Source organism: Symbiopectobacterium purcellii, from assembly GCF_019797845.1.
Taxonomy (GTDB): domain Bacteria; phylum Pseudomonadota; class Gammaproteobacteria; order Enterobacterales; family Enterobacteriaceae; genus Symbiopectobacterium; species Symbiopectobacterium purcellii.
Genome location: NZ_CP081864.1, coordinates 2,768,675 through 2,791,060, shown reverse-complemented (window position 1 = coordinate 2,791,060; position 22,386 = coordinate 2,768,675). Strand labels below are relative to the sequence as shown.

General features: G+C 44.9%; 15 protein-coding genes, 1 tRNA gene and 1 pseudogene. 12 read left to right on the top strand and 5 right to left on the bottom strand.

Translation table 11 applies throughout. The features are described from left to right. The first annotated feature begins 4 nt into the window (after positions 1-4). The 5 genes from K6K13_RS13105 (at position 5) to K6K13_RS13085 (ending at position 8,935) form a co-directional block, all read left to right on the top strand. Positions 5-2,932: a glycosyltransferase gene (locus tag K6K13_RS13105; protein ID WP_252120280.1), complete on the top strand. Its 2,928-nt coding sequence runs from the start codon at positions 5-7 to the stop codon at positions 2,930-2,932. Between the two features lie 141 nt (positions 2,933-3,073). Continuing rightward, positions 3,074-4,510: a hypothetical protein gene (locus tag K6K13_RS13100; protein ID WP_222157423.1), complete on the top strand. Its 1,437-nt coding sequence runs from the start codon at positions 3,074-3,076 to the stop codon at positions 4,508-4,510. Positions 4,511-4,554: 44 nt separating this feature from the next. Further along, entirely contained in the window at positions 4,555-6,576 is a 2,022-nt protein-coding gene (locus tag K6K13_RS13095) for a glycosyltransferase family 2 protein (protein ID WP_222157422.1), read from the top strand. A 20-nt stretch (positions 6,577-6,596) separates the two neighbouring features. Continuing rightward, positions 6,597-7,712 carry a DegT/DnrJ/EryC1/StrS family aminotransferase gene (locus K6K13_RS13090; protein WP_222157421.1) on the top strand — a complete coding sequence of 372 codons (1,116 nt, stop codon included), beginning with the start codon at positions 6,597-6,599 and terminating at the stop codon, positions 7,710-7,712. Between the two features lie 536 nt (positions 7,713-8,248). After that, positions 8,249-8,935 (top strand): dTDP-4-amino-4,6-dideoxyglucose formyltransferase, encoded by a 687-nt coding sequence (locus K6K13_RS13085; RefSeq protein WP_252120279.1) that lies wholly within the window; start codon positions 8,249-8,251, stop codon positions 8,933-8,935. A 930-nt stretch (positions 8,936-9,865) separates the two neighbouring features. Here K6K13_RS13085 and K6K13_RS13080 read toward each other — a convergent pair. Next, positions 9,866-10,909 (bottom strand): glycosyltransferase, encoded by a 1,044-nt coding sequence (locus K6K13_RS13080; RefSeq protein WP_252120278.1) that lies wholly within the window; start codon positions 10,907-10,909, stop codon positions 9,866-9,868. 395 nt (positions 10,910-11,304) lie between these two features. On the opposite strand from K6K13_RS13080, the gene K6K13_RS13075 reads away from it, so the two are divergent. The 6 genes and pseudogenes from K6K13_RS13075 (at position 11,305) to K6K13_RS13050 (ending at position 17,863) form a co-directional block, all read left to right on the top strand. Beyond that, the gene (locus tag K6K13_RS13075) at positions 11,305-12,027 is read left to right on the top strand and encodes an RNA polymerase sigma factor FliA (protein ID WP_222157420.1); all 723 of its coding nucleotides are present in this window, start codon (positions 11,305-11,307) and stop codon (positions 12,025-12,027) included. Between the two features lie 138 nt (positions 12,028-12,165). Continuing rightward, positions 12,166-12,675, top strand: coding sequence for a flagella biosynthesis regulatory protein FliZ (gene fliZ / locus K6K13_RS13070; RefSeq protein WP_222157419.1), 510 nt, complete (start codon positions 12,166-12,168; stop codon positions 12,673-12,675). Between the two features lie 674 nt (positions 12,676-13,349). Next, positions 13,350-14,138: a phosphate starvation-inducible protein PhoH gene (gene phoH, locus K6K13_RS13065; protein WP_222157418.1), complete on the top strand. Its 789-nt coding sequence runs from the start codon at positions 13,350-13,352 to the stop codon at positions 14,136-14,138. A 320-nt stretch (positions 14,139-14,458) separates the two neighbouring features. Continuing rightward, entirely contained in the window at positions 14,459-15,145 is a 687-nt protein-coding gene (locus K6K13_RS13060) for an ABC transporter ATP-binding protein (protein ID WP_222157417.1), read from the top strand. Positions 15,146-15,163: 18 nt separating this feature from the next. Further along, positions 15,164-16,162, top strand: coding sequence for an ABC transporter substrate-binding protein (locus K6K13_RS13055; protein WP_222161081.1), 999 nt, complete (start codon positions 15,164-15,166; stop codon positions 16,160-16,162). 41 nt (positions 16,163-16,203) lie between these two features. Beyond that, positions 16,204-17,863, top strand: a pseudogene (locus K6K13_RS13050) (ABC transporter permease). A gap of 63 nt (positions 17,864-17,926) precedes the next feature. Here the strand turns inward: K6K13_RS13050 and K6K13_RS13045 are convergent. After that, positions 17,927-18,016: transfer RNA gene (locus tag K6K13_RS13045), tRNA-Ser, on the bottom strand. A gap of 240 nt (positions 18,017-18,256) precedes the next feature. Next, complete coding sequence (locus K6K13_RS13040) at positions 18,257-18,895, bottom strand: RpiB/LacA/LacB family sugar-phosphate isomerase (protein ID WP_222157416.1); 639 nt, start codon at positions 18,893-18,895, stop codon at positions 18,257-18,259. 266 nt (positions 18,896-19,161) lie between these two features. On the opposite strand from K6K13_RS13040, the gene K6K13_RS13035 reads away from it, so the two are divergent. Further along, positions 19,162-19,827, top strand: coding sequence for a tellurite resistance TerB family protein (locus K6K13_RS13035; protein WP_222157415.1), 666 nt, complete (start codon positions 19,162-19,164; stop codon positions 19,825-19,827). A gap of 49 nt (positions 19,828-19,876) precedes the next feature. Here K6K13_RS13035 and fabA read toward each other — a convergent pair whose 3' ends face one another. Continuing rightward, entirely contained in the window at positions 19,877-20,395 is a 519-nt protein-coding gene (gene fabA, locus K6K13_RS13030; RefSeq protein ID WP_222157414.1) for a bifunctional 3-hydroxydecanoyl-ACP dehydratase/trans-2-decenoyl-ACP isomerase, read from the bottom strand. A gap of 90 nt (positions 20,396-20,485) precedes the next feature. Beyond that, positions 20,486-22,213 carry an AAA family ATPase gene (locus tag K6K13_RS13025; protein ID WP_222157413.1) on the bottom strand — a complete coding sequence of 576 codons (1,728 nt, stop codon included), beginning with the start codon at positions 22,211-22,213 and terminating at the stop codon, positions 20,486-20,488. Between the last annotated feature and the right edge of the window lie 173 nt (positions 22,214-22,386).

Genomic DNA, 22,386 nt, shown 5'->3' with positions numbered 1-22,386 from the left:
CTCTGTGCACCATCGAACAGCAACACAATCAACGAGTGGAAAGTCGCTTTCCTCAGAGGAAGTAGCAAAAAGCATTTATAATGGATTTGAGCAAGCGGCTGAATATACTCGGAAGCGTTCAGAATATTATAACAAAACCTGGAGATTAGCATATACCTTACCATTATTGCTGGAGAGTTTACCGAAACCAACACTTAAAACGATAACCGATCAGGAACTGCAACGACTTGCTCTGCATGATTTAACGCTGAGGGATAAAACAAAGCCATTTTACTCTGTGGATAAGTGGTTAAGCGAACGTTTGATTAGCACAGCTCGTCGCGATTTTTTACACGCCTTTATCCAAGCTTATCCTGATAGCGGCAATATAAGTATTGTCATTTTGGCTCAGTCCAATGATAGTAATTCCTTAAAGATTTCATTAGCGAGCATTGCAGAGCAGTTTTATTCGCCCCGTGAAATTTACGTGTTGACCTCTAACGATTTCATTGATGCGGACACCGATGAAGGTGTTACCTGGTTATCATCTGAGCGTTCAGAAGAAAGTCCGCTCAATACTGTGCTGGCTCGCACATCAGCCTCTTATTTGTTAGTGCTACGTGCAGGGGAACGCCTTTTTCCTCATGCATTGCTGCTTCTCGCAGAGTACCGCCTACGTTTGCCTTCGGTAAAAGCCTTTTATTTTGATGAAGTGATAATGAAAGACGGCAAAGCAGAAAACCCCATGCTTAAGCCAGAGTGTAATATTGACATGTTACGTAGCTTCCCCTACATCGGGCGTAACCTGGCTGTTGATGTATCCGCCTTGCGGCAGCAAGGTATTGTTCCTGCCGTAGGTGAATTGCTTGAACTGCATGATTTTTTTTGGCAGCGCATAGAGCAAGAAGGACCGCAAGCTGTTGGTCATATTCCTGAAGTGCTGGTTTACACCACGGATGCTCTGTTTGACTGGATGAACAGTGAAGAAGTGATTCAGCACTATCCAGATATCATTCGACGCCATCTTGAGCGTTGCCATGTTGAAGCCGTGGTTTCAGCAGATGATAATCACGGAATATGCCGTATTCAATATCGTCACCCAAGTGAGCCTCTTGTCTCCATTATTATTCCTACTCGTGATCATTTGCCCGTTATCAGTCGTTGTATCGAAACTCTTATGGAGCGTACGCAATATGCCAAGTATGAACTGTTAATTGTCGATAACCAGTCAACAGAGGCAGGTGCTTGCCAATTTTTGAGTCAACTTGCTGAGATGGGATTGGCACAAATTCAGGTTTTGTCTTGGCCGCATCCCTTCAATTTTTCAGCAATAAATAATTTTGCTGCTCAAAAAGCGAAAGGCGATATTCTGCTATTTCTAAATAATGATACGGAAATTACTCATGGAGATTGGCTGGATGCTTTATTGAATCATGCATTACGCCCTGAGGTTGGAATTGTAGGCGCTAAGCTGGTATTTGGTGATGGCCGCATCCAGCATGGTGGCATTGTATTAGGTATGAGTGATAGTGCCGCGATCTCATTCCAAGGTATGCCAGAAGAATCAAAAGGTTATATTAGTCGTCTGCGTACAACTCACAATGTGAGCGCCGTCAGTGCAGCTTGTATGATGATGCGACGCGACGTTTTTATTGAACTTGGTGGATTCGATGAGCAGCAGTATCCTACTTATTTTGGTGATGTCGATCTGGCACTTAAAGCGCGGCAACAAGGGTATTTGATTGTGTGGACTCCAGATGCTCAAGTAATGCATTTAGGGGGAGCTTCGCGTTTATTTCAGCAGCACTTCAAGCTCCACCCGTTACCGCAGCAGTCTGATATTGACTCACTCTATGAGTGCTGGTTACCTCAGTTAGCTAACGATCCTTGCTACCACCCAGCCTATGGTAAGCATGCTCCTGGATTTTCTCTTACACCTGAAATGGCAAGGTGTCATCGCGCATTACCAGGGCGACCTCTGCCTGTAATTATTGGTAGTCATAGCGATTGGCATGGATGTGGCCATTATCGTGTTATTTTTCCTTTCCAAGCATTAGAACGAGAAATGCATATAGAAGGGGGATTAAAATATGGTGTACCAAAATTGGTCGATGCTGTTGATATGGAACCCGATGTAGTAATTGTTCAATCCGCAGCTGGAGCACAGACACCCGAAATGGCGGCTCGGTATCGCAAATATACGCGTTCATCGATTGTTGCGGAATTTGATGACTACATCCTTAATATCCCTATCAACAGTGGTAATAGAAGTGCGCATTCGCAAAAATTAATTAAAAATTTTCGTCGTTCTCTCGAGTCTGTCGACTGGGTTGTTGTTTCTACTCCGGCTCTGGCTGATGCTTATTCCGCGTACCATTCAGATATTCGGGTTGCTTACAACCGCCTACCGGCCTCTTGGTGGAAAGGTTTGACTAGCCTACGTCAGCAAGGGCGTAAACCTAGAGTGGGGTGGGCAGGAGGAAGCAGTCATAAAGGTGATTTGGCCATTCTCCGTTCAGTAGTGAAAGCGCTAGAAGATGAAGTTGAGTGGGTTTTTATGGGGATGAAGCCGGAAGGTGTTAAATGTGAATTTCATGCAGGTGTTCCCATCGAATATTACCCACAAAAAACGGCAAGCCTTAACTTGGATTTGGCTCTGGTACCTCTGGAACACAATCTGTTTAATGAATGTAAAAGTAACTTGCGACTCATGGAGTTAGGTGCGTGTGGCGTGCCAGTAATTTGCACTGACATAGAGCCTTATCGCTGTGGTTTACCTGTCACACGAGTCGATAATCGTTTCAAAGATTGGATGGATGCCGTGCGTATGCATATTGCGGATATGAATGCAACAGCCAGACTAGGCGATCAATTAAGAGATGCAGTGTATAAAGATTGGATACTTGAAGGTGATGGCTTGAACGATTGGATACAGGCTTGGCTGCCTAAATAGCCGACTAGCGTCATGGAACAATATGAAGATGTGATAGCGCATTGGTTGCTGAAAAGCCAAGGGCGGTAGCATGTTTCTTTTGGGTGATGATGATTGATTTTGTAAAACTTGCCAAAATCCGTTTGATTTTTAGGATAATAGATGGATAAAAAATTTAAATATCCCTATGTAATTGCTGCCCCTGGTTACACTGAATCTTCTCTAGGCATTCAAGTTGTGCATCGTCTTTGTCATCTTATCAACCAACATGGTGGTGAGGCATACCTTGTTTCTCAGGAAACTAATACTGACTGGAACACTCCACAATTAACCACTGAGCAATTAAATGAGTATAAAAACTCGGGGAGAATATTTATTGCAGTTTACCCCGAAATATATTCAGGTAACCCCTTTGATGCCCCCATTTGTGTCAGATATATGCTGAACAGAGAAGGAATCCTAAATGGTAATGCTATAAATGCTAATTTCGAAGATCTTTTTTTCTTTTACCGAAAAGAGTTTGCTGAAAATGAAGCAAATGTAAATTTGTTGATGTTATCAACTTATGATTTGTCATTGTTTTGTGACGACGTAGATGAAAAAGACCTCGACCTTTTATATTTAAACCGAGTTCCACGTAGTTGTGTCGATTTTTCAACATTGCCCGAGAATATAACAGTTCTGTCAATGGAACAGCCTTTATCGCTTAAAGAACTTGCTAATGTGCTCAAGCGTGGGCGTGTGATGTATTCTTATGAAACATCAGGCACTTGTTTTTTAGCAGGATTATGTGGCTGCCCTGTGGTTGAAAAAGTTGCTGTTGGGTATGAAAAATATGCCATAACTGAGAACACATCTAAGGATGTTGGTAATGCAGATGTTGCTTGGAGCGATGATCCCATTGAATTGCAGCGAGCAAAAGCAAGCCTCTATAAATATAGAGATTTTTATGAAAATTTAGAAGATGTTTCAACTCAACAATTTTTCAATTTTCTAGAACTAACACAAGAAAAAGCAAAAGTACTTTTCAATAAAAAGCACAAAGAAAATATCTTAGAGTGGATTAATCAGCGTAGGCTTTCCCCAGAAAACTTATCACTAATATCTCAAAAACTTAATAAAATAGAATCACCTGAAATTATTTATGTTTGTATTTATGATCAATCAAATTCATGGAGTGACGTTTTAATTACATTAAAATCGCTGTTACCTGTAAAAAGAGTGTATTCAAACATAAGTTGCATTGTTGTTAGTGCTAGTGAGCACGTTTTTCCAGAAGAGTTTAAGTGCTGGGTCTCATTGTGCTCCCCTGAAAAGATGAGTTCAGTGATAAATAATATAGCACTACAGCAGCTCTTTGACTGGCTTCAATATGTGAGAGCTGGTGCCGAAATTATTCAAGATGGATTTATTTCAGCGATAATTTATCTAAATAAGAAAAATACATATAGCGCAATCTACCCTGATAAGATATTTATTGATGAGAATAATGAATTAAATTCAGCATTTTTGCCGGACTTTAGTATTGATTTTTTTATTGGTTTTCCCAGTGCTTTTTTTGTTGGTTGTTTTTTTTATCAGGATTTTTTAAAGATTTAAATTTCTATAACGATATTTCGCCTGATTTGTTCGATTTTGATGTTATGATGAGACTTGTTATAGCAAAAGGCAATGAAAGTATTGGTCATATTTCTGAGCCAGTGTTAACAACTAAGTTGAAAAAAATAATTGATAACAGCGACGCAGTGCAATTGATTAATAGCTATATAAATGCAAAAGGGTATTCCGATAGCTTGTTTTTTAAAAATAACCTCGGCGGCGGAAGAATTGTTTATGCTCACAATAAAGCGTTACCAAAAATTAGCATCATCATTATTGATGACGGCGATGTGAGTGTATTGCAACGTTGTGTGATGGGGGTGTTGGAAAAATCTAAATATACGAATTATGAAATTCTCATTCTAAGCTGCTTCGGCGAAAATAAAGAAAATCGCTACTGGTTAGAAGAAGTTAGTACTGTTGACCCCAAAAGAATAAAAGTGACTATTTTTCCACATATGGAAAGTCGTGCAAGATTGCATAATATTGCAGCCGAGCGCGCATCAGGTGATTATTTGCTGTTGCTCGATACAACTGTTTTCCCCGCGCATGATGAATGGCTGGAAAATTTAGTTAATCATGGTCTGCGTGATGAGGTTGGGTGCGTTGGCAGTAAAATAATCAATGTTAATGAAAAAATTTATTCTGCAGGTATGGTTCTTGGACTCAATGGTGTCGCTGACAATGTTTTCGTTGGAAACCATTATTCTGCATCAAGCTACATGCACCGCCTTGAAATCGAACAAAACTATAATGGGCTTCTCTCGCTATGTTTGTTGATAAGGCGCACGATTTATCAAGAGGTTGGTGGATTCGACGCGTTGCTGCCAGAGGGATATCTTGCTGATATCGATTTAAGTTTGAAAGTGCGCAAAGCGGGTTATCTTTCTGTTTGGACTCCTTTCTCAATTGTTGCCACTACTCTTTCTCCAGAGAGAAAAAATCCTAGCAAAGAATCGTATTCTGAACAAGAACTGTTTATATTTCATAAATGGAAAAACGTCATTGCTCATGATCCTGCGTATAACAAAAATTTGTCTTTAACTAAGGATTATATCATTGAGCAACATATCAGGCCGCGAGAGTTATCTATAGGATCTCATCACCAACCACGCTTGATGGCATTCACTAGCAGCAACAGCCCACTGAGTATATATCGGTTAGAAGAACCCTTGCATAGTCTACGAGATAATGGATTGGTTGATGGAGCCGTGATATCACATTCCGCTGCAGTATCGGACTTTCTCCAGATAGAACCCGACGTAATTATTACTCAAAGTCATAAACAAAGTGAAAATATAGTTAATATTAAGTCGTTCAAAGCGTGTTTTTCGATCTGTGACATGAACTACTATGACTCCAGGAAGTTTGAAGAGGGTAAAAATAGAAAAGAACATTTAACTAAAATACAAGAGGAGTTAGCTGTTTTCGATCGTGTGATTTTCGGGTCTGAACTATTAGCTGAGCAATATAGCAAGGTACATCGAGATATTCACGTATTGCCGACGTATTTACCCTCTATTTGGAATGATCTTACCTTGACTCCAAGGTCTGATGCCAAGCCTCGCGTTGGTTGTGTGACTTTGGACCTGAGTGAGGAAGACATTGAGTTAGTTGCTAACATTGTCCGTGATTTTTCTCACCAGGTGACATGGGTTTTTCTGGGCGTTTATCCCCCTAAACTAAAACCTTTCATTCATGAATATCATCGATATAAAGGCATTACCAGCTACCCTCAACAACTGACTTCTCTTAACTTGGATTTCGCGATTGCTCCATTGGTTGATAATCATTCTAATCGCTACCGCGGCAATATCCTTTTATTAGAGTTTGGTATCTGTGGAGTGCCGATTATATGCAGTGATGTTGTTTGCTATAAAAGAAAACTCCCTATATTAGCTGTAAAGAATAGATACAAAGATTGGTCATCTGCAATGAATCAATACATCGATAATATCGACTCAACCAGAATGGTAGGCGATATGTTGAAACGTGAAATTCAAAAAAATTGGATGCTTAACAAAACAAATCTTGAAGCTATAAAGAAAATTTGGCTGCCGGATTGAAAAATATTTAAGGGATGTGTATGAAAAAAGAAATATATGTTACCAGTCCACTGCTTCCCCCTCTTGAGGAATTTATTCCTTATTTGGAAAAAGTATGGGAGAATAAAAGATTAACTAACGGTGGACCATTACATGAACAGCTTGAAAAAGAACTGGCTAATTATTTAGGTGTAAAGTATATCAGTCTTTTTTCGAACGGCACTTTAGAATTGTTGACGGCATTACAGACCTTACGTATCACCGATGAGGTTATCACTACGCCGTATTCGTTTGTTGCCACATCGCATTCACTATTATGGAATGGTCTTAAGCCGGTTTTTGTCGATATTGATCCTCTCACGTGTAATCTCGACCCAGATAAAATTGAACAAGCAATTACGTCGCACACTACAGCTATTCTGCCTGTTCATTGTTATGGGATTCCAGCCGATGTCGATAGGATTCAATCTATTGCAGATAACTATGGTTTGAAAGTTATCTATGATGCTGCTCATACTTTTGGTGTAACTAAACAGGGGCACAGTATTTTAAATTACGGTGACTTATCAATCCTTAGCTTTCATGCGACTAAAGTATTCAATACGATTGAGGGAGGGGCCATTATTTCACAAGATGCTAAAACTAAAAAACGTATTGATTTCCTTAAAAACTTTGGTTTCGCTGATGAAGTTACTGTGGTAGCACCCGGCATCAATGGGAAAAGGAACGAAGTACAGGCCGCATTTGGCTTAGTGCAATTAAAGCATATTGATGCAGCGCTTCTGAAAAGAAAGGTAATTTATCTTCGTTACAGTGAACAGTTAAAAAAAGTAGCAGGTATCCGAGTTATCAATATTCCTAAAGAGATAGAATGGAATTACTCTTATTTTCCCGTTTTTTTCGATAAAAGCATTTCATATAAAAGGGATGAGATCTATACAGCCATGAAAGGCGTCGGTATTTTAACGCGTCGGTATTTTTATCCGCTTATTAGCTCATTCCCTATGTACCGTGGTCTTGATAGTGCTAATTTTAATAATTTATCAGAAGCGAATATTTTATCTAACTCTGTATTATGTCTGCCAATATATCCTGATCTGAGTGATTTTGAGCAAGATAATATTATCTCAGTGTTTATTTCTTTATTGGTGAAGTGATTTATTATTAATAAGGCCGACAAGGGGAATGGATTAAGATATAGTAGTTCTTGCTGTGAAAATAGATAAATATTTTTTATGGTTAAATCTGTAAAAAAACTTCAATTTTAGTGGCTCATTCAATTTATTTAAATTTATAACTGATTATATCAGACGTACTAACTCTTTTTTTACTTGGGCAAACAATTCGGTATATTGAAATTAATTGAGAATAGTGCCTTGTGTATAATAATCCTACTATAAATATTTTTATTTTCCGGTGTTTTCTTGAGAAATAGAAGTGTCATTAATGCTAAGGTATTGACTTGGGACTACAAAATTATGGTATCTGATTCAACCTAGCATCGACCTTGAGAAAAGATCCCATAGAAAGATAAAAACGTATTTCATCAGTATAACGAACTTAGAATATAATTTTCACTATGATTAGAGATAATGCTAATGGGTTATACACAGAAAGATACATATAAATATCATATGAAACGACCAATACAGAGATTACTCGTTATTTCTGAAAATCAGGAACTTTCCCTTTTTTGAAAGCTGAGCTTGAAAGAAATATTTTTAGCCATCCTTTAAAAGTTGACTTTTGCTACACATCATTCAATCTTAATCCCCAACCGATGAACGATATCGGAGCAAAAAAAATTAACGTTAAAGATGAGGAAACAGTAAATAAAATTTTAGAATTCTATGATTTGGTTTTCAGCTTACACTGCAAACAAATATTCCCTAAGCGACTTGTTGATAATATGTGTTGCATTAATTTTCATCCAGGACTTAATCCATATAATCGTGGTTGGTATCCTCAGGTTTTTTCCATAATAAATGGTTACCCTGTCGGCTCAACTATTCATTTGATGGACTCGGAAGTTGATCATGGTGAAATAATTTCACAAAGAGCTGTTGAGGTAAAAATATCAGATACTTCTTTTGATGTTTATAGAAAAATAATCTCTGTCGAAAAAGATTTGATTCGTGAAAATGTTTTTAACCTTATAGAAGGTGTTTTTAATACTACAAAACCTGAGCGAAATTGTAATTATAATGGCATAAGAGAGTTCAACAATTTGTGCAAATTAAATTTAAATTCTGTTGCTACGCTCGGTGAGCATTTAAACATATTACGAGCGACTACACACGAAAACTTAAAAAATGCATATTTTAGAGACGAGAATGGTAAAAAATATTTCGTAAGAGTAGTAATTGAAGAAGATGTTTGAAGATTCTGACTTGCATCGCACAAACCGATTTTTATGTCAACAAAAAACTATTAAAATTATGGCTATTTGGCGGAGTAATTTGGGCTGGAGCCAGCCGGTGGTATCTCGACCGTTACCACTGAACAGGGCGTAATTCACTGGTTCGAGCTCGTTAGATAGGTCAATGCTTTTGATGCTGGCGTACTATACTAATATTTATTCAAAGACTTATTCAAGATGTTACACTGCTGATGGCATTCATATCACCATAAACAATCTATGATATTCTCTGGTTGTTTAAGCCAAATTCCACTGTCATGCATTGCTATGAAATTTGGAGTTTGCATGCACTGAAACCTGATTTAGGGTGGTTTGATATACGTCTCAATGTTTTATAGGCATTTTGGATACACACGCAGTTGATGATTTCAATCGTGATGATATGGACATTAAACCTAACTTGAACATCTTTTCAAAATGTAGAGTTATTATAGTCGTTAGGATAGTAGCTAGTTGTGTTCAATGGTAAGAATTTAATATATTTGATGCTAAAATAATAGGGGGAGTATAATTAAATCATGAGACTTATTAATATGACTAAACGAATACAGAATATATTTTTTTTATGAGTTAAACGAAATTCCAATATTTTTGTCGAAAATTTTTAAAAGTGAAAATATTGAATCTTGATTAAACAAGTATGACGCTAGGTGCTTCTAATTCTTTAATGATTTGACTGAATATCAATCAGTGAAAAGAATTCGAAATTTTCTTAAATATGTTGTGAGGAAAATAAATATGCTCGCAAATCAACATTCTGTTAAAAATAGGCTTTGGCGGAATTACTCTCAACATAAAGATAGCTTATTGTCACTATTTATATTTTTCGATACAATGAATAAAACTACTCTTAGTGGCTTATTAGAATCAGCTCACTCTAACTAACATACTTTACGATTTGATTCTATTTATCCCCTCAAGCGCTAACTTATAATCTCCGCATCGCTGGTAATAATCGAGAGCTTCTACTTTCATACCAACACATTCAAGTATAACTGCAATATTATAATTGGCTTTAAACGTCCCAACCCCTTGTTTCCGACCTGGCCCCATCCTTATGCATAACTGAAATGTATCGACAGCACCCTGGAAATCTGCGTTATTCATTAGTATTAATGCTTTCAAAAACATATAATCAGTTGAAGAGCAGAACGCTTCGTATTGCAAGATATCTAATGCTTTTTCATATTGCGCAGTGTTGATTAAACAGTATCCGTAGCATTCGATCAGAACTAGATTATAATCATTATGTATGTCTTTTTGTAGACGCAGTGATGTTTTAAAACTTTCAGCTGCTCGTTCGTAATCTTTTCCTAAGTAATAGCTTTTCCCTAGCTGATAGTGCAGATAGGCGTCCTCACGTGTTTTATCGATAGCTCCTTGCAATAATGAAATATTTCTAGCTATTTTATTCTTATTTGCTAAAACTTCGTTCGTGTAACCACTGTGCATTAGTGCTAATGGAGTCGTAAATCGGCCATCCGGCGCTTCACCCGTATTTTTTTTGCATATCTGTTCATGAATAGTGCCAAAAAACTCATAATATTGCCTGTTGAAGACTCGGCTTATGTGCTCATGAATTAATTCGGCTTCTCCAGAAACTTCATCATCAGTGATGCTGGCAATCTCAACAGTTCCGACTTGGGTCGGATACATCTTTATAAGATTTGAAAACGTTGTTACATCAAAGTGATTAATCACTTCATCAGCATCAATAGCTAAAACCCAATCATATTTTGCAAATTGTAGTGAATAATTTCTGGCAGCGGAGAAGTCAGCTATCCACTCGAAGTCATAAACTTTGCCAGTGAAACGTTTGGCAATATTTTTCGAATCATCGGTCGACCCAGTATCGACGACAACAATATCGTCAAAATATTTTGAAATTTCTTTCAGGGAGCGGTGCAAACTCAACGCTTCGTCTTTCACTATCATGCAAACTGATATCATCGTCCACCGCATTCCGGGCACGTAAATATATTAGGATACTATAGTATATTGTAGGCAGTATCAATCTCTGGTGAGTTTAGAACATTAGACGCTAAGGTTCATCGTGGAGGATGCCGCCGCGATAAAGAAATTTCCGTAGTAACTTTTGCATATGTGTAAAAATCTTAACGATCTGCACGCTAATGCTGCTGTATGCGAGCCTAAGAGCAAAACGTGGTTACCTTTGCGGTAATTTTGACAGCCATGATGACTGTGCTAGCGTGTCTCCGCCATCACATACCCCAAATAGCCCCCCTTTTACACCCCTATTCGCAGCATTGGACACTCTACGCAAACGCATAATAGTGTCGATAACATTATCATCGTAGGTATTTGTCACTGTGAGCGATCTGTATACCGCCGAAGGCACAATGGATAAAAATTCCCTGTGGCAGCGCTATGTTCCTTTAGTGCGCCATGAAGCCTTGCGTTTACAGGTTCGCCTTCCCGCGAGCGTTGAGTTGGACGATCTGCTGCAAGCAGGAGGCATTGGCCTGCTGAGTGCTGTTGAACGCTTCGACTCGTTGCAGGGAACCGCCTTTACCACCTATGCCGTGCAGCGCATCCGAGGCGCGATGTTGGATGAGTTACGCAGCCGGGATTGGGTGCCGCGCAGTGTGCGGCGTAATGCGCGGGAAGTGGCACAGGCGATGCAACAGGCGGAACAGCAACTTGGCCGTGCGCCCTCGGAGCAAGAAGTGGCGCAATCGTTGAACATCACGCTGGAAGATTATCGTCAGATACTGCTGGATACTAATAATAGCCAGCTGTTTTCTTATGATGAATGGCGTGAAGAACACGGCGACAGTGCTGAAGCGCTTCTGGAAGGCAATGAAGAAGCGAATCCGCTACATCAGCTGATGGAAGGCAGTTTACGCCATCGCGTGATGGACGCTATCGAGAATTTGCCAGAGCGTGAGAAATTGGTTCTGACGCTCTATTACCAGGAAGAACTCAACCTGAAAGAAATAGGGGCCGTTCTTGATGTGGGTGAATCTCGTGTCAGCCAGTTGCATAGCCAGGCGATAAAGCGACTGCGCGCGAAGCTTATGCAGGAACAGTAACCACTGCGTGCAGGAATAGTGTTATCAAAGGATATCAGGCTTTACGTATAAGCGTGTCTTGCAGCGTCATTGGCAGGTAATGTCGCCGTTGCACGTTGGTCTGCGTAAAAAGGATATCCACTCTCATGGAATGGATTCATGTTATCTACACCGCGAAAAAAACAGCTTCTTAGCCGCTATCTGAAAGACTTCAAACACAAGCAAACCCATTGCTCAAATTGCAGGAAACCCCTCGATCGCGTATCACTGGTATTTCGCAATCAGCTTATTAATAAAAAAAGCCTGGGTGATTTCGATCGCTTAATTGAAGAGGATGTATGGCTGTCGCTGCAAGATGAACTTATTCCGGTGTGTCGTTTTTGTAGCGAAGTTTTTTGTAACACACATGCCCGTTATTTCAAGATCAAGGATTTCACCCAGTATCTGATCGACCAAACGGATGTGCGCCACAGCACGATGCGCGAATATGTTATCCGGCTGCGGCGGTTGGATGACATTCTTCTGGCGAAAAATCATCCAGCAGAGACGTTTTCCCCCACCGGTGTGCAACAACGATTAGGTGACTATTTACCCGAGAAAGAGCACATGTTGTATCGTAGTGCGCTGCGTAAATATGACCAATATCTCTCCTGGCAACGCCTTTATTGATCGCATCTCGATGCCGGGTAAGTCGCCATGCTGCCCGGCATCTTGCTCTGCGTCAGGCGGGCAGGGCGGTGTCCCTGCCTAAACGCCTATCGGGTTCGTAAAAAAAATGAAGCGCTAAAAGTCTGTAACGGCAAAGGGTTATATTTATTTGTCATAGATAAATGTTATGGAACTGTAAAAAATGCTTGCCAATGCCAGGCGTTTTATTGCAATGTCATCATACTGACATCAATCCACGTTATTTTTTCCGGGTGATGAGCGGGAGTTCTAATACGGTCAATCATTATTCCGGGGAATAGTTGTTGCCACAGTGAGGAACGCACATGGTAATGTCCTTTTGGGGACCCAATGAGCAACTTCGAACATGTCATTTTCAATATCACCTCTGCTGTCGCCGTCATCAAACGCGATGGTTGATAAAGGGAGGTGAGGGGCTAACTCCCCGTGTGAATTTCTCCCGCAGCCTATCTTGTCTTTATTCTTCTCTCCTGCTTCATCGTTTTTTCACCCATGCGCCCCTCTTTTGGGACGATATTATCGTCCGCCGCGGTTATTGGCGGTGCGCTACTCATGTCTCCAGTATCGGCTTAATAAGGAAGCCAACCTCGTTTGTGAGTGAAACGTCACGCACAGTGGTTATGTGCGGTAAGTGAAACAAACTGTAAGGTGCCACTATGGGAAGACAAAAAGCAGTGATCAAAGCGCGTCGTGAAGCTAAACGCGTTATTCGTCGTGATTCACGCAGTCATCGTCAGCGTGAAGAAGAATCGGTCACTTCTCTGGTTCAGATGGGGGTAATTGAAGCTATCGGTATGGCGCGAGAAAATCGCGATACGTCACCGATTGCCGCGCGTACCATCGCCCAGGAGCATTACTTGTCTGCAATAGAAAATAAACAGTTAATCTTTGCCACCGGTGAGGCGGGGTGTGGCAAAACGTTTCTCAGTGCGGCCAAAGCGGCTGAAGCGCTGATTCATAAAGAGGTTGAAAGGATAATTGTTACCCGGCCGGTATTACAGGCTGATGAGGATCTTGGTTTTTTACCTGGTGACATTACTGATAAGTTTGCTCCCTATTTCCGCCCGGTATATGACGTATTGCAGCGACGCCTTGGCGCATCGTTCTTGCAATACTGTTTACGCCCGGAGATTGGAAAAGTGGAAATCGCGCCGTTTGCCTATATGCGCGGGCGTACATTTGAAAATGCCGTGGTCATTCTTGATGAAGCACAGAATGTCACGGTAAATCAGATGAAGATGTTTCTGACCCGTCTGGGTGAAAATGTCACGGTGATTGTTAATGGGGATATTACGCAATGTGATTTGCCCGTTGGGGTGAAATCCGGTTTGCAGGATGCATTGGATCGTTTTCAGGACGATGACATGATTGGCATTGTTTCGTTCCGCGCATCGGATTGCGTTCGCTCGTCATTGTGCCAGCGCACGCTGTTCGCCTATAACTGATATATCCTGCCGTCACGTAGTGGCTTACGCTGACGGCAGCGTTTCCTCTCTTGCTGTGCGGTCCTCCGCTCCTACGTTGATAGACCTGTGCGTCTGAAACGCCAGCGTCTTTTTTCTGTCATCACGCCGTCGCATTGCTTTCTTACCCTACGGATTCCGATATAAAGTCCCAAAGAGGATGCCCGTATGTTTATGTCTTTCCTGCTTTATTGGCAGGCGGTTTTTACACGCCTGTTCTCCCCACTGCGTTATCTCGCGTTGCCGTCATGGCAATGCCGGGTTGCACCACATCTCTATCGTGTATCACGCGGAGCAGAGCGATGAACCGCTCGGTTGATATCACGGTTAGCGGCCTTTGTTTCCACATTGCGCAGCAACCGATTCTGCGTGACATCGATCTGCACGTACCTGCCGGGACGGTGCTTGCGTTGTTAGGCCCATCCGGTTGTGGCAAAAGCACGCTGCTCAAACTGCTGGCAGGGCTGCTGCAACCGACGGATGGCAACATTGACTTCGCTGGCGTTCGGGTCGCTGAGGCGCGTTTTAGCGCACCGCCGGAGCAACGTGATTTAGGCATGGTGTTTCAGGATTATGCGTTATGGCCGCATATGACGGTGCGTGAGAACGTTGCCTTTCCGTTGAAGATGCGCGGACTAAACGCGGCGCGCCGTAAAGAGAAAACGGATGCCGCTTTGGAGCGTGTTGGGCTGGATACCTTGGCCGATCGCTATCCCGCTGCGTTGTCGGGCGGGCAACAACAGCGCGTCGCTTTGGCGCGTGCCGTCGTGGCCGAGCCACGAATCCTGCTGTTCGATGAACCGCTTTCCAATCTTGCTCGCGATCTCCGCGAGTCGCTCAGTAAAGAGATGTCGGTGTTACTTCGTCAGCTAGGCACGACAGCGGTGTATGTCACGCACGACCGCGAAGAGGCGAACACCATGGCGGATGCGATTGCGACCTTATCCGCGGGTCAACTGGTCTCCGTTTCCACCTTAAATGCAGAGTAGGGGAGTTATACGATGAACATGAACACAATAAACAGCAGCACAGTTTATCTCAGTAAAACGTTAACATCAGGAGTATTCACAGGTATGGCGCTTTCTTTGGTCATGGCAAGCAGCAGTGCGCTGGCATTGACGGTGTATACCGCAGGGCCAGGATCGTTGAGCAGTAAGCTGGCTGCTGGGTTTGAAAAGGAAACTGGCGTTAAAGTCGATATTTTTCAAGCCACCACTGGCAAAGTCATGGCCAGGCTTGATGCTGAACAAGCAAACCCACGTGCTGATGTGTTGATCTCTGCCTCATGGGATACCGCAACGGATTTGCAGCAGCGTGGCTGGTTACTGCCCTATGAAAGTAAAAATGCAGCCCAGGTGCCTGCACCGTTTAAAACCCCTTATTACGTTGCTCAGGGCATTTCTGCATTGGGCATTGTGTGGAACAGCAAGAGTGGCACTCCAGAGCCGAAAGATTGGCAGGATTTGGCACAGCTTGCATTCAAAGATAAGGTGACAACCCCCGATCCGGCACTGTCAGGGGCTTCGCTAGACCTGATTATCGGTTTACAAAATGCGCAAGGCGAGAACGCTTGGAAGCTGTTTGATGCCTTGAAGAATAACGGCATGATCGTGGCGGGTCCTAACGCGCAAGCGTTGACACCGGTGCTGCAAGGGGCCAAGGCTGCCGTGTTTGGTGCAGTGGATTACGTGGCCTATAACAGCGTTGAGCAGGGGGAGTCGATCAAAGTGATTTTCCCCACCAGCGGCACGGCGATTGCACCGCGTCCGATGATGATTCTGAAAAGCAGTCAGCATCAGGACCAAGCAAAAGCGTTTGTCGATTATGTGCTTTCACCTGCGGGGCAGGAGGCGGTTGCAGAGGCCTGGTTGATGCCTGCGCGTCAGGATATTGATGCCAAACGCCCTCTGTTTAAATCCCTGACGTTACTCCCAGAAGGCGATGCCGCCAGCACTTCACGAAACGCTATTCTGGCGCGGTTTGCGAGCCAGTTCGGGCAACGTTAAGGATCAACAGCGCCAGCGCAACGCTGGCGCAGGAGTAAAACATGAGAGGTTTTGCATTATTGCCACTGGTGACGGTGGCAATACTTTTCGTGCTGGTGGGGGTTCCCGTTATCTTTGTGGTGCTGCAAGCCGTTTTCCCTGGGCTGGATGAAGGCTCGATGCGTGAGCCGTTGAGCGCATTTGTTGCCGTGGCGCAGGATCCGCGTATTGGTCCCTTGCTCTCAAATACTTTCGGCATTGGTATCGGTGTGGCGTTGCTGAGTGGCTTATTAGGAGTAACGCTAGGCACTTTGCGCGGGTTGTTCCATATTCCCTGTGCTCGGGTGTGGGATTTGTTATTTTTAATTCCCTTTTTGATCCCTCCATATATTTCGGCGCTGTCGTGGATGCTTGCCTTGCAAACGCGCGGCTATCTGGAACAGATTTTCTCGTTCAAGTTTAATACGCTGCTGTTCTCATTGCCGGGCATGGCGATAGTGATGGCGTTGAATATTTTCCCTGTCGTCTACTTTGCCGTCTCGCGCAGTATGGCGAGTCACGGTGGGCGCCTTGCGGATGTTGCTCGGGTACATGGCGCGGGTCCGTGGGCGGCATTTTTTCGTATTACCTTACCGCTGGCATTACCGGCGATTGCAGCCAGTTGTCTGCTGGCGTTTGCGCTGGCAATCGAGGAGTACGGTGTGCCAGCCGCGATTGGACCGCATGCGGGGAATCCAGGCATTGACCACCGGTATTGAGCAGCGCCTTGCTGATTGGCCCATTGATCTTTCCGGCGCAGCCGTATTGTCGTTGCTGTTGGTTGCATTGGCATTGACGGCCTATACGGTTCAGCGCGCACTCACGGCGGCAAAAGACGTGGGCACCATTACTGGGAAGCCTGCGACGATTGTGATTCGCAATCCGGGCCGCTGGACGTTGCCTATCGTGGCGCTGTTCTCTTGCGTGGCGCTGATTGCGGTAGGCATTCCCGTGAGCGCTATGCTGGCAACCGCCTTTTCCGGCACGCTATCCGGTGGGTTATCGGCAGACAATGTGACGCTCCGGCATTTCAGTGCCGTGCTGAGTGGTGAGAATCAAGCGTTGAGTGCGCTCTCAAGCAGCATAGGGTTGGCAAGTGGCACTGCGCTACTGACAGGGATTGTCGGCACATTGGTTGCCTGGCTGGTAACGGTGAGACGCGTTCGCGGTGCAGCGCTATTGGATGGCCTCTCTCTGTTGCCTGTGGCGCTTCCTGGCATTGTGGTCGGTGTGGGGCTGATATTGGCATGGAACCGAAGCTTTTGGCCGGTTACGCCCTACAACACCTGGGTGATTCTCCTGTTGGCGTACAGTTGCTTGCTGTTGCCTTATCCCATCCGCTATGTGAGTGCGGCATTACGCCAACTTGGCCCTAACCTGGAAGCTGCTGCACGCGTTCACGGTGCCTCGACGCTGAGGGCATTGCGCTATGTGGTGGCACCGCTGGTCTTCCCCAGCGTGCTGGCGGCGATGTTACTGGTGTTTGCCGTAGCCGTTCGTGAGTTGGTGACCTCATTACTTTTGGCTCCGGCAGGGGTGCAAACCACTGCGATCTTTATCTGGCGACAGTTTGAGCAAGGGTCTGTAGGGCAGGGAATGGCGATGGCAACGGTGGCAATGACGGTAAGTCTGGCAACCATGCTGTTGGGGATACATTTGTATCAGCGCTTTCAGCCGGGGTAATAAGAATCTGGCTGTACGCTAAAAGCAAAAACGCCCCTGATTGCTCAGGGGCGTTCTTTTATATGGCGGTGAGAGAGGGGTTCGAACCCTCGATACGCTTTCACGTATACACACTTTCCAGGCGTGCTCCTTCAGCCACTCAGACACCTCACCGGGGGTTACCGTTCAAGGGCAACGGGGCGGTACTATAGGGAGTCGGCTGCTTTCGGTCAAGCAGAATTTTATGGATTTCACGCATCTGATTACACAGTGAACGCCTAAGGGGAAATGGGCTGGATAGAATGTGATAACACGGCGGTCGACATGTAAAAGCACTGGCTGGTGCATAAAAAAACCGCAGGTGTTTCCACCTGCGGTTGATAAACCGGTACCGCAATTTTCCCTTTAGGGGAATTATGCCAGCAGCGATTTGATAAAGCTGGTCAGTTCTGCATCTTTGCTGTTGGCAAAGAAGTATTCCTGGAATTTAGCACCAGAAATAGCACCTTTAACCAGATCCTGATCCAAGCCTTTCAGGATGGAGATCAGATCGTTATAGGTAACTTCTTTCACTGCGTCCAGGATCTTCTTGTTACGCTGTTGCGGAACAACGCGGTCGCTCGGGTAGCCACGGCCACCTTCTTCTTTGAACCGTTGAGTGAACAGGTTTTCCAGGTTCAGCTCAGCGCCCCAGCCGAAGCCTTTGGCATACGGCAGAGAAACGGCGTTACCGTTGTTGATCTGGGAGAACAGGTAGGCATCGGACGGGTCAACAACCAGACCACAGATCACACCCGGGAAAGAGTTACAGGCCAGCATCGCCCCCTGGCCGGTACCGCAACCGGTTACCACGAAATCAGCAGCACCAGAGTTCAGCAGGATAGCTGCCAGAATACCGTTCTGGATGTAGGTCAGTTGTGCAGCGTCATCAACGGCGTACTGACCGTAGTTGTATACGGTGTGACCTTGCGGTGCAACGGCTTTAGTCAGCGCTTCGGCAATGATAGCGTTCTTGGCAGCCTGGCTGTTCTCGTTAATCAATGCAATTTTCATGTTCGTTCCTTTATTGTGACGGACAACTAAAAATACTAAAACACTATTTCATTTCTATGGGTGCAGTATACCTTGTCAAAAATAAAGCGCAAATCATCCCAGCGCAGAATTGCCTTTCCAGTGGCAAAACCGGGCCTGTGCCACATTTTCATTGTTATACATTACCTGACAAACAACCAGCACAAGAGGCTCTACTATGCATAGATACAGGTACCGCTCGCCTGACGAGCGCAGATGATAATGATACCGACATCGGGGAGACGGCAATGAGTCAATGGATGCAACAGATACAAACACTCCTGGGGGCTGCGGGAGCAAAAACGGGCTCGGCAGCGAGCAGCGCTAAAAGTGGCAATCTGGGGGATATGCTAAAACCTGCAGCGTTTGGTGGGTTGGCGGGGGTGTTGCTGTCGAACAAATCTACAAGAAAGATGCTGGGGTCACTGGGTAAAAATGCCTTGATCATCGGTGGAAGCGCTGCGGCTGGCGTTATGCTGTGGAACCAATACAAAAAGCGGGTGCGTGATACCCACGTCGAGGATGCCGACTTCGGCGCGCAGTCATCCAGTGACAACGTGCGTGCCCGTCGTTTGATCATGGCATTGGTTTTTGCGGCCAAGAGCGATGGGCATATCGATGCTACAGAGCAGCAACGCATAAAAGAGAACGTCCATGAACTTCAACTGGGCGCAGAAGCTGAAACCTGGATACAAGACGCTATCGACCAACCGCTAGATCCCGCACGGTTAGCTAATGGGGTTAAGAATGAAGAAGAAGCGTTGGAGGTCTACTTCTTAAGCTGTGCGGTAATAGATGTCGACCACTTTATGGAGAAAAGTTACCTTAATGCCCTCGCGCAGGAACTGAAAATCCCGGCAGACGTGTGCGAGTCGATTGGTCATGAAGTGCAGATAAAGCGAGCCGCATTGTAGCTGAGCGAGGAAGGTGTGGACGGTGGGGAAACCCGTCCACATGTTGCGATTAGAACGCGGTAGTGTCTTTGAACAGGCCCACTTTTAATTCGTTAGCTGTGTAGATCTGCTTTCCATCAACCAACACTTCACCATCGGCAATGCCCATCACCAAACGGCGATTGATAACGCGCTTGAAGTGAATACGGTAGGTGACTTTTTTAGCCGTCGGCAAGACCTGCCCAGTGAATTTCACTTCACCCACGCCCAGCGCACGGCCTTTACCTTCACCGCCCAGCCAGCCGAGATAGAACCCGACCAACTGCCACATGGCATCCAGTCCCAGGCAACCAGGCATCACCGGATCGCCGATAAAGTGGCAACCAAAGAACCACAGGTCGGGAGTAATATCCAATTCGGCTTCAACGTAGCCTTTGCCGTGATTGCCACCGTCTTCCGTCATTTTGACGACACGATCCATCATCAACATGTTTGGGGCAGGCAACTGTGGGCCTTCAGGGCCGAACAGTTCACCACGGCTAGAGGCAAGAAGGTCTTCTTTCGTATAAGATTCGCGTTTATCTACCATATTCTCAGTAAGCCTTATTCTAGTGAAGCACGCAGGTTAGCTTACACCTGTAAGCTGAGCAACCCAGAAACGTCTGGTTAAACCAGTTTCTCACCGAAAAAACCACGGGAAGCGGCGTCGCTCCGGCGGTGAGAATTGTGCAATACGCTCTTTGATCAAGCCCAACAGATTGGGCTGCTGTTCATCGTCATAGAGCATATTCGTTAATAACGTGATGGCTTCCGGCACCGTTTCCACGGGAATGATATGGAATTGTCCGGCACGAACGGCCTCTACCACATCGGCATTCAGACTCAAGTGACGAAGATTAGCCGCTGGAATAATGACACCCTGATTGCCGGTGAGTTCTCGACGCTGACAAATTTCGAAGAAGCCTTCAATCTTCTCGTTGACGCCACCAATGGGTTGCACGCGGCCAAATTGATCGACAGAACCGGTGATCGCGAGCTGTTGATTTATGGGTTGCAGTGACAAGGCGCTGATTAATGCGCACAATTCCGCCAGCGACGCACTGTCACCATCAACTTCACTGTAGGACTGCTCAAACACCAGCGATGCAGAGAAGGGCAACTGTTGTTCAAGCTCCAACTCGGAAATCAGAAATGCCTGCATGATCATCATGCCCTTGGCGTGTAAATTGCCGGCCAGTTCTGCTTTGCGATCGACATCTGTAAATTCACCATCACCAGGGTGAACCACACAGCTAATGCGTGTGGGCTCACCAAATGTCACTGGATGACCGGGGTATTCGAGTACCGAGAGTCCATTAATTTGACCAACAACTTCCCCCTCGGTTTCAATCACTATCTGTCCCAGCTCAATTTCGTCATGCATACGCTCTGCCAGGTAGCCTTCTCGCCAGCGTTGGGCGGCGATTGCCTCCGTGATGGTTTGAGCGGTGATATGCGCTTCCTGAGCGTAAATGGCAATGTGCTTGAGCTGATGTGTAAGCCATTGTGGGCAAAGCGGCAGGCTGCCCTGATCGCCGCTGTAACGCACGGCTAATTGCAGCAGTGAAGGCCAGGCATCCACCGCAAGCGCAGGAAGATGATTGGCGGTGCATAGCGCATTAATGTATGCACACCAGCGTGACATGTCATCTTCGTCAATCAGCGGCAATTCGGATTCAAATTCGCCGTAAACCGCCAGGTCACGCAAGTCAGGTTCAATATCGTGCAGATCGCCAAGGCTCTCGCGGTCGCCGACCACAATCAACCGAATGTTCATCGGCATCGGCGGAATAGCGAGAAGTAAAGGACGCCTTTCATCAGGTGAAAGCCAATGATACAGGCCTTCTGCAATAATCTGCTTCAGGCGTAACCACAACAATGGCTGTGCTAACAACGTTCGTGCGGTCAGGATCAACGTACCACCATTGATACGGTGTAATAAGCCGGGTTGCAGGCTAATGCGTTCCTGAAAATAACGGACACAGCCGAATAACTGTTCTGCTTCGATCCATGCCTGGAATTCGCATGACTGCTGGGCCGCAAAATTATCATCACGTTGCTGCGCCGGTTCAATCTCAACCCGATCGTGCTCAATGCGATAACGGCTACCGCGTGGGGCTGAGATCGGTGGGCACAAATGCCTTACTGCCCCTGTAATGAGCGCGAGGTAATCGTGGGTCTCTTCGGCCTTCACCAACATATAGGGCGACGGCGATCGCGGATGGCAAAATACCTTCAGGCTATCAGCCAGTCGGGGCTGAAGCGCAGCAAAATCCAGCGGTTCAAGCTTGTCTGCCCGATCGAACAGAGACTGGTAAGGCGTGTGGTCGGGCAGCAGATGCTGCCATGCAAGTTGGTTACTGGTCAAAGTATCAAAGGTAGTTGTCGGAATGAAGAGCGTGATTATACAAGAATAATACCCGCTGCACAGACGAAGTGTTGGAACGTTATGGAAATAGATAATTGATGTGTGATGACGCCACCGCTTGACGTTGATGGCAAAAACGCGAGCCCTGAGAGGAAAGTTGACTAAAAACTGTT

Coding starts and splice junctions, on each gene's coding strand:
- K6K13_RS13080 (WP_252120278.1), bottom strand. CDS start 10,909: ATGATAGTGAAAGACGAAGCGTTGAGTTTGCACCGCTCCCTGAAAGAA.
- K6K13_RS13055 (WP_222161081.1), top strand. CDS start 15,164: ATGAACACAATAAACAGCAGCACAGTTTATCTCAGTAAAACGTTAACA.
- K6K13_RS13095 (WP_222157422.1), top strand. CDS start 4,555: ATGATGAGACTTGTTATAGCAAAAGGCAATGAAAGTATTGGTCATATT.
- K6K13_RS13100 (WP_222157423.1), top strand. CDS start 3,074: ATGGATAAAAAATTTAAATATCCCTATGTAATTGCTGCCCCTGGTTAC.
- phoH (WP_222157418.1), top strand. CDS start 13,350: ATGGGAAGACAAAAAGCAGTGATCAAAGCGCGTCGTGAAGCTAAACGC.
- K6K13_RS13090 (WP_222157421.1), top strand. CDS start 6,597: ATGAAAAAAGAAATATATGTTACCAGTCCACTGCTTCCCCCTCTTGAG.
- fliZ (WP_222157419.1), top strand. CDS start 12,166: ATGTTATCTACACCGCGAAAAAAACAGCTTCTTAGCCGCTATCTGAAA.
- fabA (WP_222157414.1), bottom strand. CDS start 20,395: ATGGTAGATAAACGCGAATCTTATACGAAAGAAGACCTTCTTGCCTCT.
- K6K13_RS13040 (WP_222157416.1), bottom strand. CDS start 18,895: ATGAAAATTGCATTGATTAACGAGAACAGCCAGGCTGCCAAGAACGCT.
- K6K13_RS13060 (WP_222157417.1), top strand. CDS start 14,459: ATGAACCGCTCGGTTGATATCACGGTTAGCGGCCTTTGTTTCCACATT.
- K6K13_RS13035 (WP_222157415.1), top strand. CDS start 19,162: ATGAGTCAATGGATGCAACAGATACAAACACTCCTGGGGGCTGCGGGA.